Source organism: Kaistella sp. CFF1-2, from assembly GCF_059509915.1.
This window is the reverse complement of record NZ_JCAKLF010000004.1, coordinates 41585-55438: the sequence shown is the minus strand read 5'-3', so window position 1 is coordinate 55438 and position 13854 is coordinate 41585. Positions and strand designations below refer to the sequence as shown.

The following is a 13854-nucleotide window of genomic DNA, read 5'->3' as shown; positions in this document are numbered from 1 at the left end:
AAATGAGATTGTTATTTTCTTTTTTTTTGATTTTGGTTTGTACCAATTCGATTTTTGCTCAGACTGAGCATACTACAGAGGTTAAATTTTTAGAAAATGAACAATGGTGGGGTGGTGCGGTTGCCTTGGGTTCTCAGATGCCTTATGTAAAACCTATGAAGGAGTTTAATCTAGCGACTCAGAACTATTATAATCAGGTGGTTCCTTTGTTTTTTTCGAATAAAGGACGTTTTATCTGGAGCGAAAAGCCTTTCAAATTTGAGGTTCAAGATAAAGCGATACAAATTAAATCCGATTTTGAAGAAATCAAAATTCAACAATCGGGTTCTACGTTAAAATCTGCTTATATTGAAGCTAGTAAAAAATATTTTCCAGCAATGGGAACGCTTCCAGATCCTTTATTTTTCTCGATGCCGCAATACAATACATGGATTGAGTTGATTTACAATCAAAATCAGCATGATATTTTAAAGTATGCCCAAGGAATTGTGGATAATAACTTTCCGAAAGGCGTTTTGATGATTGATGATAACTGGCAGAAATACTACGGAAATTTTGAATTTAAAGCTGAAAAGTTTCCTGACCCCAAACAAATGGTTCAAAAACTCCATTCGATGGGATTTAAAGTGATGTTATGGGTTTGCCCTTTTGTGAGTCCAGATAGTCCAGAGTACAGAATGTTGGAAGAAAAAGGCTATTTAATTAAAGAAAAAGGGAAAAAATCGCCAGCAATTATTTCGTGGTGGAATGGGAAAAGTGCTTGTTTCGACTTAACAAATCCAGAAGCGAAAGCCTATTTCGTGGCTCAATTAAAAAAGATGCAAACGGAATATGGGATTGATGGATTCAAATTTGATGCGGGAGATAATCAATTTTACAATCCGAAATACATTGATAGCTACAAGAAAGATGCGATTTCTGTAGATCACACCAAAGCTTGGAGCGAAATTGGTTTGGAGTTTCCGTTTAATGAATACCGTGCGGGATGGCAAATGGGCGGGCAACCGTTGGTTCAGAGACTTGGCGACAAAGCCTATTCCTGGAAGGCCGTTCAAATGTTGATTCCAGATATGATTGCAGCTGGACTTTTAGGTTATGCCTACACTTGTCCAGATATGATTGGTGGTGGCTCTTTCGCAGCATTTTTAAATCTAAAAGAAGGAGATTTTGATCAAAAATTAATCATTCGATCAGCTCAAGTTCATGCGTTGATGCCGATGATGCAGTTTTCTGTTGCGCCTTGGAGAATTTTAAGCGCTCAGAATCTTGAGATTGCAAAGAACGCTGCTAGGTTACATGAGAAATTCGGTCCTTATATTTTGAAATATGCTCAATCTTCATCTAAAAATGGGGAGCCAATTGTTCGTCACATGGATTATGTGTTCCCGAATCAAGGATTTGATTTAACAAAGGATCAATTTATGCTAGGTGACAAATATATGGTTGCGCCAATTGTGACAACAGAAGATAAACGAACGGTGAAACTTCCGAAAGGAAAATGGAAAGATGATTTAGGAAACGTAATTCAAGGTGGGAAAACTATCGAAATTGATGTTCCGCTAAGTCGATTGCCGTATTACGAAAGATTAGGAAAATACTAGTATTTTGTATTTAAATTATAGAAAACCTTGCGATTATTTTGATTGCAAGGTTTTTTCATTTTGGTTAAAATTGATTTATATTTGCTGCATAAAACACAACACATGATTTTCTATTTTCGTCTGCAAACCATATTGCTAGACATTCATCATCAGCATTTTGATTAAAGATTTCAAGGTTTTGATTTTCAAAATCGAGTGATTATTTCTTTACAATTCAACCCTTTTTTTACAACGATTATTTTTATGTTGCACGAGCTTTTACCATTTGGTTTAATCATGGTTTTCATCATTGTGCTGCTCAATATTTGGGCGACAAAACTCAAAATAGCTTATCCCATTTTGCTGGTTTTAGCAGGATTAGGTATCAGTTTTATTCCAGGCTTACCCGTAATTCGTATCGATCCCGATATGATATTTTTTATTTTTTTACCACCACTTTTGTATGAAGCCTCATGGACCGTTTCTTTTAAGGAAATGAAAAAATGGTGGCGCATTATTGGAAGTTTTGCTTTTCTAGTGGTGTTTTTTACTGCTTTTTTGGTAGCTATTACAGCCAATCATTTTATTCCAGGATTTAGTATTGCATTGGGTTTTGTTTTGGGTGGAATTGTATCGCCTCCCGATGCTGTGAGTACGGGTGCTATCACCAAGTTTGTGAAAATTCCGAAATCGACATCTGCGATTCTAGAAGGGGAAAGTTTGTTGAATGATGCGTCTTCGTTAATTGTTTTTCGCTTTGCTTTGGTTGCCGTGGGAACGGGACAATTTATCTGGCAGACGGCGATAACAGATTTTTTGTGGATGTTAGTTGGTGGCGTTGGAACCGGTTTGATTGTCGGTTTCATTTTTATGAGAATTCATAAAAAATGGTCTACAGATCGTGTTTCCGATACGGCGTTAACGCTAATTGCACCATATTTTATGTATTGGCTGGCAGAACAGGCGCATTGCTCGGGAGTTTTGGCGGTTGTAAGTGGTGGATTGTTTCTGTCCTCTCAACGATTAAGTTTTTTAAGTAGCAGCAGTAGAATAACTGGATTCAGTGTGTGGCAAAGTTTTGTTTTTATTTTAAATGGAATCGTATTTCTCATCATTGGGCTTGAACTTCCCGAAATTGTTGATGGCATTAAAGCTAACGGAATTCCTCTAGAAACGGCAATTTTTTACGGTGCTATCGTCACGCTTGTTTTAATTTTGGCGAGAATGGTGAGTTCATATATTGCGATTTTTGCTACGATTATTTTTCGTCCTAAAGTGGCTCATAATATGCAACAACAGGGCAGAAGTTGGTGGGCGCCTTTAGCAATGGGTTGGACAGGCATGCGAGGTGTGGTTTCGTTGGCAGCAGCACTTTCAATTCCTTTGCAATTGAATGGTGAGCCTTTTCCGCATCGTAATTTAATTTTGTTTATCACTTTTGAAGCTATTTTATTAACCTTGGTCGTGCAAGGGTTGACTTTACCCTGGGTGATTTCAAAATTTAGACCTTTTTCTGGGCTAGCCAATATGGAACATGATGAACAAGAAACGCGTCAACATATTAAAAAAGGCTTGAAACAGCATGTTTACGATCATATCAAAAATAAATTTGAAAGTGAAGAACGTTGGCAAGGTCATGCTGGGATGGAAAAGGTTTTAAAACATTGGGAAAATCAAGCCAATACGCAGGATATTCGATGGATTGATGATGACATTAAAGCTGTTCTTCTCGAGATGTTTGATTTGCAAAGGGATTATCTTCACGAATTAAATAAAGATCCGAAAATTGATGAAGAAATTATCCGCCAACAAGTTTATCAAATCGATTTGGAGGAGGAAAGAATTCGATATGTTTAAGTAAAATGGATTCTGAATCGTCTTCTTAAAAAATAATATACAATTAATGAAAATAATAATCACAGGCACGACAGGAATGGTGGGCGAAGGCGTCCTTTTAGAATGTCTTAAAGATCCAAAAGTAACAGAAATATTGAGCATTTCTAGAAAAACAAACGGAATCACGCATCCCAAATTAAAAGAGCTTTTACTTCCTGATTTTACGAAAATTGAAGAATATAAAAACCAACTTTTGGGTTATGATGCTTGTTTTTTCTGCGCCGGAATTTCATCTGTTGGGATGAAGGAGGAACAATATCGTGAAATCACCTACGATACAACCCTAGCGGTTGCAAAAACGCTAGTCGGAGTCAATCCGAATATGGTTTTCACCTATGTGAGTGGCGCTAGTACGGATAGTACGGAGAAAGGAAGCGTGATGTGGGCACGTGTTAAAGGGAAAACTGAAAATGATTTATTGAAATTACCGTTTCGTCGCGTGGTGAATTACCGACCTGGAGCGATGTTGCCTTTTCCGGGACAAGTTTACTCTAAAAAATTGTATAACGTGATTGCCAAAGTTTTGAAATTTGTAATTCCTAAAAAAATTATTCCACTTAGCGAATTGGGTCAAGCCATGATTCATTCCGTAGAACGTGATAATGTAAAATCGATTTTAGAGATTTCGGATATCAAGGAATTAGCGAAATAGGTTTAAAGAAAATAGTTGATTAAAAAGTTTCGGGCGCCGCAGGCGCCCGAAACTTTTTATAATTCGACAAAAATATTTTTCATTTTAGAAAGAACCTGTAGGTTCCCAAAGTTCAATTTTATTGCCGTCGCAATCCATAATATGTGCAAATTTTCCGTATTCGTATACTGAAATTTCACCCAAAACTTCTACACCTTCCTTCTTTAATTCTTCAACTAAAGCTTCCAAATCATCCACGGTATAATTAATCATAAAGGGTTTTTCGGAAGGTTCAAAATACTGGGTGTCGGCTTTAAATGGGCTCCATTGTACAGATGATTTTTTAGCATCTTCAGCTTGCGGATCGTATTCAAAACTGCAACCCCATTGGTTTATGGACAACCCCAAATGTTTGGCGTACCACTCTTTTAATCGTTCTGCATCTTGAGATTTGAAAAATACACCTCCAATTCCTGTTACTCTTTTCATATACTTTTTATTTTATTTTGAGTTTTGAATCCAATGTTGAACTTTAAACTTTTTTAACTTCTTAATATCTTTTCCATGGCTTTTCCTTTAGCTAATTCATCGATAAGTTTGTCCAAATACCGAATTTTCTGCATTAAGGGATCTTCAATATCTTCAACTCGGTAGCCACAAATCACGCCTGTAATTTTGGAAACATTGGGGTTAAGTTGAGGCGCATTTTTAAAGAAATCTTCAAAATTGGTTTTGTCTTCGAGAATGCGTTTCAAATCGGCGTCATTGTATCCCGTTAACCAAAAGATAACTTGGTGTAACTCGTCAACCGTACGACCTTTTTTTTCAACTTTCGTTACATAATGCGGATAAACTCCAGCAAAAGACATTTTAAAAACGCGTTCGTTGTTTTTGGTATTCATGAAAATCAAAGATTTTTTCTAGAACTAAATTACACCTTTTTGAGTTTTATGCTTGAAAAAATCGAAAAAAAATTATGGATACGGAATTGCTGATTTTAAATCAATCGGATTGTTGTATTTTTTTAGGGTAGAGCGTAATTGCTCGTTGATTTCTCTTTTGTTGTCTTTGTTTACGACGGTTCCGTCATTCAAATAAAAACTAGACGAGTTACTTGATCCTACACTATTTTGGATGAAATTGACGGGAGATTCGTAAAACTTCAATTTGGTGCTAACGTATTTTTCACGAGTCGTTGGTACAGCAATTTTTTCTGCCATATCCAAGAACGAATTTTTCTGTTTTCCTTCTAATTTATGTGATTTCGCAAGAAGCCAATAGTAGTTGTTTCCCGAATCGCTTAGTTCAATAATAAGTCCTGGTAGGCCACGGAATTTGTATGGGCCTTCATGAATTGGGACTTCGGGAGCAAACCATGCGGTCCAATTTCGTCCGCCCCAGTTGGTTGTTGCTTTTTGCACGGTAAGATTTCCCAGTTTTTTCTTCTCATCAACCAATTTCCAATCTTGCGAATCTTGAGATGGAACTTTTAAAACGGTGTTTTCTAGTAAATCTAGTTCATTAAACGTCGATTTTCCAAGATCATGAGACGTAATTGTAGAAGTATTTAACTTCATATTCACGGGAAATGGAATATTGTTAATCATTAAAGAATCAGCAACAAAATAATCGCGAATGTAATATTTGACGACATTATCTTGAATGTCGAGATGATAATTTTCCTTGGTTACTAAGCTTGAAGTTGAATCTTTTTTATAATTCAATTCATAAATAAAACGTTGGTTTTGTGCCGAAGCAAAGATGCTTACTAGGATTAATAAAAGTGCTATTTTAGTTTTCATGATCTTGTTCATTAATAAATTCTTGTTCTTCTTTTGTTAGATTGATTAATCCTTTGTCGGCATTAACCTTAAAGTCGTTCCAAAAAGGTGAGAAAAGGTTTACTGGTTTTTCAAGTCCTTTTGGGGTTCCCTCTTTGAAATTTTTGAATACAATTTCACGCGCTGAACGGTATTCATATTCGTTATTTTCAGTTATAAATTTAAAACCACTTCCATTTTGCGCCACTTTAGAAGGAACGTATAAGTTTCCATTTTTGTAAAACTCAAAAAGAATACGTCCATTTCCCAATTGATGTTCGTATTTAATACCATTTTCGTCTTCTAACTGATATGGTTTGGCTCCATCTTGCTTGAAATCAAGATGCAAATAGGTTATCACTTGATCTTTTTTATCAAACAGAATTGTTCCGGTGTAAATAAGGTTGCGTTCGGTTTTTATGGAGTAGAAAATTTCTTGTTTTTCAGCATCTTCATAAACGATTTTACCAGAAACTTTCGCATTTTTTGATTTTGAAAATCTAATAAGTCGATTCAATTCATAATTGAAAAAAAGATCCCCGATATAGTCATTACTTTGATTTTCTTTTTTTACTTTTAATTTACTTTCAAAGGGTTCAAACTTATTGAAACGTAGGTTTTCTGGTTGAAGCTGGACAAACTGATTATGTTTGTTTTGGTAACTTTCCTTGTAATTATATTCTCCGTCACGACTCCAAAATTTGCCATCCGCAACAATTAAATTTTTTAGTTGATTGTTCTCATAAGATCGCTGCCAATAAGTGATGTCATAAACAGCGGGTTTCATATAATAGACCTTATGATAACGTTTCAGAATATTCTGCAAAAATTTGGTAAGGTCAATAGACACAATTTTTACTTCGTCGATATTTCGGTATTGAGGTTTCAGAGAAATACTTTCTTTTAATGGAGTTTTGTCCAAATCGACATATCCAGAAGCGGTAATGTTCAGATTTTTAGCATCGGATGGGAGTAATGCAATACCATCTTCATTGGTGTAGTACACTTGATTGTTCGAAATAATTCGGGCTCCAGAAATGTTTTTCTGATCCTCAGAATCGATGATTTTAATTTTGAATGTTTGCGCCTGAATAAAACTACAAACCAAGAGTGCAAAAATAAATGTTCCTTTCATAGATAGGGTTTTGTAAAGCAAATGTAGAAACCCGAAGGCAGTAAAAATTGTAAAAATGGAAACTAAAATGTGTTAAATAATCAACCAGATGTTTTGTTTCTCTAAATCTGTTTTTGAAGTAAAAGCTTTAGGTGTACAATGCGTGATGGCTTTAAAATCACGGTTAAAATGCGCTTGGTCAAAGAATAGATTTTCTAAAGAAACCTCGGTTAATGCGGCTTTTGGATTTTTTAGCATCGTTAAAGATTTCCTAAAACGTAAAATCCGTCGGTAATCGGAAGGGGATTTTCCAATTTTTAATTTGAAATACTGATTTAGGTATTGCCTTGAAATGGTATTGTTTTGGGCAATTTGCTCTATTTTATCGTCGGTTTCTAATGCAAGTAGCAGTTTGTTGATTAAGGAATCTTTGCGATTTTGAAATCTCTCCGTAAAAAAGTTCTCCAAATACTGAATTTGATTTTCTCGATTTGGTAAGTCAAAAATAGTAGCTATTTTTTGTGTGAAATCTCGTTCGGGCTGAAAGTTTTCCATTGATTTTGGTTGATAAAAAAGTTCCATCTCAGGAAAGAAGAAATTCATTCCGAACGGTTTAAAATAGATCGTAATTTCGTCAACAGCCTCTAAATAGTGAACTTTTAGAGGTTTGGTATAATGATATGTTAAGCTTGAAATATAATTTGGTTGCGACGATTTTCGAATGAAAACCTCATTATCTCTAACTTCCAAGACGGCATTTCGAACTAAAGTTAAAATGCAATAATTGTTGGGAAAAGTATAGTATTCATAAGGGAAATTGCCTTCCTTTTTCAAAAAATAAAAGCCTTCTAAATAATTTTGAAGAAGTTCAGTTTTCGGAATGTAAAAATCTACCATAGATGTTTCGTATTTCGGGCTAAAAATACTTTTTATCGACATACTTTTATGGTAAGAAATTGCTAAATTATCTCGTCATATCGTTAAATATTTCCTTGAATTTTTAAGAAATTCAGTTTATAAATCGCAGAGACGTTTAGGGAATTGTTTGTCAGTAAAGGCTTGCAATGCTTGTGTTGGCTGCGAGTTTTCGTCAAGTATGCAATTTTCTTCACAAGGAACAATCTCTTGATTTTTCATAAATCGAATAACATGTTTGTTTTTGATGTAGTAGCGCTCTTCATAGGTTTCAGGCTCCAAACCTGCTGGTCCACCGATATAGCGTTCATAAATAAAAAATACGTTGCCTCGATCATAATAATACTCGGTGTAGGATTCTCCATCACCTAAATATCCCCATTGAATGCTTATTTTGATGATTTTTCCATTTTCAAAATAATAGTTAATCGTATTTTCTACGTCACAGGTGAACGTAAAGCTTTGTGGTTTTATTTTTTTAGCGTTGATGATCGCATATTGCTTTTTGATCCATTGGATATGCTCTTCATCAGGAGGCTCGTTGGTGTCCTTTACTTTTATAGAATCTACTTTTTCATGATTTTGTGCCGTTTCTTTAGTAATACCTTCTCTTTTTTGACATTGCAGTAGCAATAAAAGAGTGACGGATATGGAAAGTAATTTTCTCATTGTGTAATTTTTAAAAAAGGTAAGAAAATAATTTGAAAAGGAGTGGTTTACTTTTTTAATGTCTCGTATCAGAAGTAATGATTATTTTACAATAAAGAGTTTTTTAAATTTTTATTTTCATTTATTTTGTGATTTTTCGGTTTATTTTTCTTTCCTGTAGTTAATGTTCTGATTATTATTGATTTATTGATAGTGTGTTTTCAAATAAATTGTAAAAAATTGATTTTTTAATTACCTTTGCCACCTAGTTTAAAAAATTCAATTGTATGAAAAATAAAGTTTATTTTCTTGGATTTGTAATGGCAAGTTTGTCGTTTAATGCACAAGTAGGGGTAGGTACTACGACACCAACGGAAAAATTAGATGTAGACGGAACACTTAGAGTTCGTAAACTGCCTAATGATGGTGAAGTAGGGATTTATACAACCGGGCAAAATACCAATTCTGGAAATACAGCTACACAAACTTTTAAGGCAAGCACGCCATTGATGGTTGATGCTGATGGAGTTATGGGAACTACAACCTATGGAAGTTTGGTACCTAATGCTAATCTATTTGATAGTCAAGCAAATAAAACTAAAGATGATTCAAACGCCATGTTTGTTATTAAACGTTTTACCTTGGAAGATAATACACTCCCAGATACTTCGGCAGGAAGGTATTCTACATCGGGTATGGATACAGGGATGAGTGTTGCAAATTGGCAAGGGATTATTTCAAATATTAGTTTTAAGCTTACTTCTCAAACAAATAACCCTAATGCTGCTTTTGATATTAATCAACCTTTTAATTATAGATTGCAGGGTGGGCCCACTGGGAATTGGAAAATTATAGGAGATCTTCCTAACATGAAGGAAACCGCGTTCGTAGATATTCTATTTATTAAAGCGAGTATTGTTGCGGCGGAAGATCGCAGCAAATAAACCAAAAATAAAATTGAAATGAAAAATACAATTTTTTTCGTGTTTTGTTTTTTGAGTACTTTTTTTTACGCTCAAAGCACACCTAAAGATAAAGTGGGTATCAATACGAAAACACCAACTGAGATTTTGGATGTGAATGAGACCATGCGAGTGCGCACAATCCCTAACAACAAAGCTACTTATGTTGATGGTACTGGTACAAGTAAAACCTATACTGCGGTTTCGCCTGTTGTAGTTTCGGATAATTATAATGTTGTTGGAAGAACGACCAAGGCAGATTTGGTTCCGAATAATACAACATCTGATTTTAATACATCAGATAACTCAACGGCTATGTTTGTTATTAGACGATTTAAAATAGGAGACTGGCCAAGTGCTAGTGGGAATGTAGGAACAGCTTTAGGAGTATATGTTCCAAACACAACAGATCCAACAAAACTTGTTCTTGTCGAAGGATCAACAATGTCAACGGCGAAATGGGATGCTATTCTTTCTAATGTTGGCTTTGGGTTCACCAAAGCAGATGAAGTTAAAAATGTTTTTAATCAAAAGCATTTACATTCTTGGCAGTTGATTCGTAAAGATGGTGTATGGAAAATTTGGGGAGACATTAACGGGATGCAGGAAAAATCGGATTATGTAGATGTCTTGTTCATCAGAAAGTCCAACGTAGCATCAGAAGAACGAAATGAATTGTATAATTGGTAATTAAAAAAAACAAAAAAGAAGGAAATTTTTCCTTCTTTTTTTATGTGATTTCTTCTTATTTAAAAATGTCTTGCAAAAACGTTTTCAGCTCCTGCCAAGACTTTTCATCAGCTTCTTTATTGTACGCAATTTTTAAGTCGAATTTTTTTCCAATTTCCGTTGCATCGGGGTTGGTGAATGCGTGAACGGCATTAGGATAACTTTCAAATTTATAGTTAATTTTAGCCAAATCCATTTCTTTTTTGAAAGCGGTGATTTCTTCAGGTGAAATAAAACTATCCGCAGCCCCATTTAAAACAAGCACTTTTACTGTAGAATTTGTTGGTTTTACACCAGTCATTAAGTTTCCATGAAAACTAGCAACTCCTTTAAGATCCGCTTCTTGTCTTCCCATATTGAGTGCCATGGCGCCACCAAAACAATAACCTAAAACAGCCATTTTACTAGCGTCGGCATTAGGAAGTTCCAGCGCTTTTTGTTTCGCAGCATCAAAAACACGTTTAGCAAGTTCCGAATCCGTATAAAATCCGCTAGCTTCTTTATTAGCTGCTTCAGGATTATCAACAACTTTTCCTTCGCCGTAATAATCAACAGCAACAGCAAGGTAGCCTAGTTCGGCAAGCTGTTTGGCTCTACTTTTGGCATAATCATTTAATCCCCACCATTCCGGAATCACAAAAACAACAGGCCTTTTTTCCGTTTCATCTCCTTGGAAAGCTGCAAATGAAGCGTATTCTTTTCCATTCAAAGTATAGTTTAAGGTTTTCTCCGTAAGCATTTTTGATTCTTGAATTTCAGTTGGAGCAGTTTTTTGCTCTTTCTGAGTGCACGAAATTCCAAAACTTAGGATTACAGCGCAAGAAATAATTTTCACAAAGGATTTTCTCATTTTTCAGTCTTTTTATTCAAATAAAACTAAGAAAATAATTTTAAAATACAGGAAACTCTTTCTTACTCAATTTTTTAGGATTGAACTTTTTCAAGGTTAAAATACTGTAGTATTTCGTGTAACTCTTGTGCATTTAGAAAGCCAGAATATTTAAATAAGATTTGGTTTTGCGGACTGATAACTAAAATAAGTGGATAACTTGCAAGATTATTTTCTTGGCTAATGTGCAACGCAAGTTCATGAATTCCTGTTTTAGTCCCGTGCGGAATGTAGTGAAATGCCTTTCCTAAGTAAGTTATAGTACGCTTTTCTTCAGCATCGAAATTGATGAAATAATATTTTTCGTTGATGAGATTTTCAATTTTTTTATTTTTGAAAGTCGTTCTCTTCATAGCGTGACAATAGGAACACCAATTCGTTTGGATGAATATCAATGTGTTTTTAGGTTCGTCTTTCTGCTGTTTTTCCAAAACTTCAAACGAAGTAGTTTGAAGTTGAGCAAAAGAATTTGTCGTAAAGCAAACCCCAAATAGTATGCTGAAAATTAGCCACGTTTTCATATTAATTGATTTTCATTCGTATTCCTAAAAAGCCTCGAATTCCTTGGTTTGGTGCATACATATACGATGGATCAAAAGTTAATGCGTATGGGTTTTCGGGAGTTGCGAGAACCTTTCCTTGAGCGTCGTATTCTACATTTTTATCAAATGGATCGTGTGATCGTGCGAGTAGGAATGGGGTACTTTTATTGGGCGTCCAGTTGAGGAGGTTTTTTACCCCAGCATAGATTTCGAATTTTTTGAAGCCAGAATACGTCATTTGAATGTTCTGTATGCTCCACCAAGGTGACATTGCCGGTCGCGGATCAAGTTCTCCTAGAAGTGGTAAGCGCATCGGACTGTATAAATTTCCCGTGTAATCAATAAGTAAATTCCAAGGTTGGATGGTGTACGATATAGCCCAAGTTGCCGTAAATTTTTCGGTGAGCATTTGTTGTTCTTTTTTTCCATTTTCTGTAATAGTGTTTTCCATGGCTGTGGCGCCCACCAAAAACTTCAGTCCATTCGAAAGTGAAACGTCGGTATTTAAACTAATTCCTTTACTCACCGCATGTCCATCCAAATTATCATAAAGAATAGAATTAGTGTCTGTTTCGTAATCGGGAACAATCTTATTGGTGAAATAGGTGTAAAATGTAGAAAAGTCTAAACCAAATATAGAACCCGAATCGGTATAGAATTTTTTGATGTAATTCAGGTTGATGTTGTACGATTTCTCGGGCTTAAGGTCGTTTTGGATAATAACATCTCGAGCTCCTGTTAAAGCTGCATGGTCTTCAGTGAAGAGGTTGACAACTCGAAATCCAGTTCCAGCATTGATTCGAAAAACTGAAGTGGGATTTGGATTCCATTTATAGGCAATTCGTGGTGTTAAAATTCCACCATGAACCGAATGATGGTCGTAACGAGCTCCTAAAAGTAATGTGTGTTGGTCTTGGATGGCGATTTCATCTTGCAAAAAGATTCCTGGAAGCCAGTTTTTTTCGGTTTGCTTCTCTGTGGCTGGCGTATTATCGTTGTAATATGTGTAGCGTAACGCTGTTCCCAATAGAAAATCATGATTCGCTATTTTTTTGTCCCAAGTCAGTTGTCCAAACGCAATTTTCTGATTAGCAATATACGATGTCGTTCCATAACGGCTATCTTGATCGTGGTTTACGAGTGAAAATGAAAAATGAATAGGTTCTTTTACGGGAAGTTGATACGTTCCTAAAAGTTCTGCTCGGTTGGTGTAAATGCTTTCGCCATAAATTTCGTCACCACCACGAAAAGTCTTATTCCATCGGATATCGCCACCCCAACGATCTTCATACAAATAGCGTCCTGCAAGACTAAAGACTCTTGAATTTTCGCGTTGTATATTCCATTTTTGGAAGATGGAAATTCGGTTTTGTAAAGTCACATCCGTGAATTGATCGTTATTAAGATCGTCTCGATTTTGATTTACAAAATAATTTACACCTGTTAAAACATCCGCTTTTTTTCCTAAATTAAATTTGTAACCTAAATCTACATTCAACTCCGCCCACGTTGTTGAAAATACATCCGCAGAAATTTTGGGTGCGCTTTGTGGTTTTTTCGTGATGATATTAACCAAGCCACCAACGGCTTCGCTTCCGTAGAGTGAAGAGGCTGGACCTTTTACAATTTCGATACGTTCCACCAAAGAATTAGGAATTCCAGATAAACCATAAACACTTCCAAGCGAGCTTATAATGGGCATTCCATCTATCAAAATCATTGTGTAGGGGCCTTCTAATCCATTAATGTGAATGTCGCCCGTATTGCAAATGTTGCAATTGAGTTGTGGACGTACGCCGTTGATATTCTGTAAAGCATCAAAAATGGTAGGTGATGGATTCTTTTTAAAGTATGTAGGCGAATAAACCTCCACAGGAACTGGACTTTTCAGTTTGGTTACGGCTTTTAATGTGCCGCTAATCACAACTTCTTCAATACCCGAATCCTTGGACAGGCTATCTGGGTTTTGCTGAGAAAAAACGAAAGTTGAAAATACTAGAAATCCGAGAATTAACCAATTGGATAAGAATATTACTCGCATAAAAAATTTAAATTATTAAAATGAAATAAAAAATGTTAGGCAAAACTAATAAATTTTATTTTGAAATTGAAATAATTCCTCCATAAA

Annotated in this window: 14 protein-coding genes; 5 read left to right on the top strand and 9 right to left on the bottom strand. The window is 35.4% G+C overall.

Features of this window, described 5'->3' with window-relative positions; all coding sequences use genetic code 11:
- The first annotated feature begins 2 nt into the window (after positions 1 to 2).
- The 3 genes from AC5XHR_RS11420 to AC5XHR_RS11410 all read left to right on the top strand — a co-directional run bounded on the left by AC5XHR_RS11420 (position 3) and on the right by AC5XHR_RS11410 (position 4128).
- Positions 3 to 1601 carry a glycoside hydrolase family 31 protein gene (locus AC5XHR_RS11420; RefSeq protein WP_495950923.1) on the top strand — a complete coding sequence of 533 codons (1599 nt, stop codon included), beginning with the start codon at positions 3 to 5 and terminating at the stop codon, positions 1599 to 1601.
- A 243-nt stretch (positions 1602 to 1844) separates the two neighbouring features.
- Positions 1845 to 3437 (top strand): Na+/H+ antiporter, encoded by a 1593-nt coding sequence (locus AC5XHR_RS11415; protein WP_495950922.1) that lies wholly within the window; start codon positions 1845 to 1847, stop codon positions 3435 to 3437.
- 46 nt (positions 3438 to 3483) lie between these two features.
- Positions 3484 to 4128, top strand: a complete 645-nt coding sequence (locus AC5XHR_RS11410; RefSeq protein WP_495950921.1) for an NAD-dependent epimerase/dehydratase family protein — start codon at positions 3484 to 3486, stop codon at positions 4126 to 4128.
- Positions 4129 to 4212: 84 nt separating this feature from the next.
- Here the strand turns inward: AC5XHR_RS11410 and AC5XHR_RS11405 are convergent, their stop codons facing one another.
- The 6 genes from AC5XHR_RS11405 to AC5XHR_RS11380 all read right to left on the bottom strand — a co-directional run bounded on the left by AC5XHR_RS11405 (position 4213) and on the right by AC5XHR_RS11380 (position 8625).
- Entirely contained in the window at positions 4213 to 4596 is a 384-nt protein-coding gene (locus tag AC5XHR_RS11405; RefSeq protein ID WP_495950920.1) for a VOC family protein, read from the bottom strand.
- A 53-nt stretch (positions 4597 to 4649) separates the two neighbouring features.
- Complete coding sequence (locus tag AC5XHR_RS11400; protein WP_495950919.1) at positions 4650 to 5009, bottom strand: DUF2200 domain-containing protein; 360 nt, start codon at positions 5007 to 5009, stop codon at positions 4650 to 4652.
- A 72-nt stretch (positions 5010 to 5081) separates the two neighbouring features.
- On the bottom strand, positions 5082 to 5909 hold the full coding sequence (locus AC5XHR_RS11395; RefSeq protein WP_495950918.1) for a GLPGLI family protein: 828 nt from the start codon (positions 5907 to 5909) through the stop codon (positions 5082 to 5084).
- Positions 5899 to 7062 (bottom strand): hypothetical protein, encoded by a 1164-nt coding sequence (locus tag AC5XHR_RS11390; protein ID WP_495950917.1) that lies wholly within the window; start codon positions 7060 to 7062, stop codon positions 5899 to 5901. Before AC5XHR_RS11390 ends, AC5XHR_RS11395 begins: the two co-directional genes overlap by 11 nt.
- Positions 7063 to 7134: 72 nt before the next feature.
- Positions 7135 to 7980, bottom strand: coding sequence for a helix-turn-helix domain-containing protein (locus AC5XHR_RS11385; RefSeq protein WP_495950916.1), 846 nt, complete (start codon positions 7978 to 7980; stop codon positions 7135 to 7137).
- A gap of 75 nt (positions 7981 to 8055) precedes the next feature.
- A complete protein-coding gene (locus AC5XHR_RS11380) occupies positions 8056 to 8625 on the bottom strand; it encodes a hypothetical protein (protein WP_495950915.1) in 570 nt (189 codons plus the stop codon).
- 266 nt (positions 8626 to 8891) lie between these two features.
- Between AC5XHR_RS11380 and AC5XHR_RS11375 the strand changes: the two genes are divergently transcribed.
- A complete protein-coding gene (locus AC5XHR_RS11375) occupies positions 8892 to 9548 on the top strand; it encodes a hypothetical protein (RefSeq protein WP_495950914.1) in 657 nt (218 codons plus the stop codon).
- 18 nt (positions 9549 to 9566) lie between these two features.
- Positions 9567 to 10256 (top strand): hypothetical protein, encoded by a 690-nt coding sequence (locus AC5XHR_RS11370; protein ID WP_495950913.1) that lies wholly within the window; start codon positions 9567 to 9569, stop codon positions 10254 to 10256.
- Positions 10257 to 10311: 55 nt separating this feature from the next.
- On the opposite strand, the gene AC5XHR_RS11365 is transcribed toward AC5XHR_RS11370, so the two are convergent.
- From AC5XHR_RS11365 to AC5XHR_RS11355, 3 genes are all read right to left on the bottom strand, one after another.
- A complete protein-coding gene (locus AC5XHR_RS11365; RefSeq protein ID WP_495950912.1) occupies positions 10312 to 11145 on the bottom strand; it encodes a dienelactone hydrolase family protein in 834 nt (277 codons plus the stop codon).
- 74 nt (positions 11146 to 11219) lie between these two features.
- Positions 11220 to 11705 carry a thioredoxin family protein gene (locus tag AC5XHR_RS11360; RefSeq protein WP_495950911.1) on the bottom strand — a complete coding sequence of 162 codons (486 nt, stop codon included), beginning with the start codon at positions 11703 to 11705 and terminating at the stop codon, positions 11220 to 11222.
- A gap of 1 nt (position 11706) precedes the next feature.
- Entirely contained in the window at positions 11707 to 13767 is a 2061-nt protein-coding gene (locus tag AC5XHR_RS11355) for a TonB-dependent receptor plug domain-containing protein (protein ID WP_495950910.1), read from the bottom strand.
- Positions 13768 to 13854 lie beyond the last annotated feature (87 nt).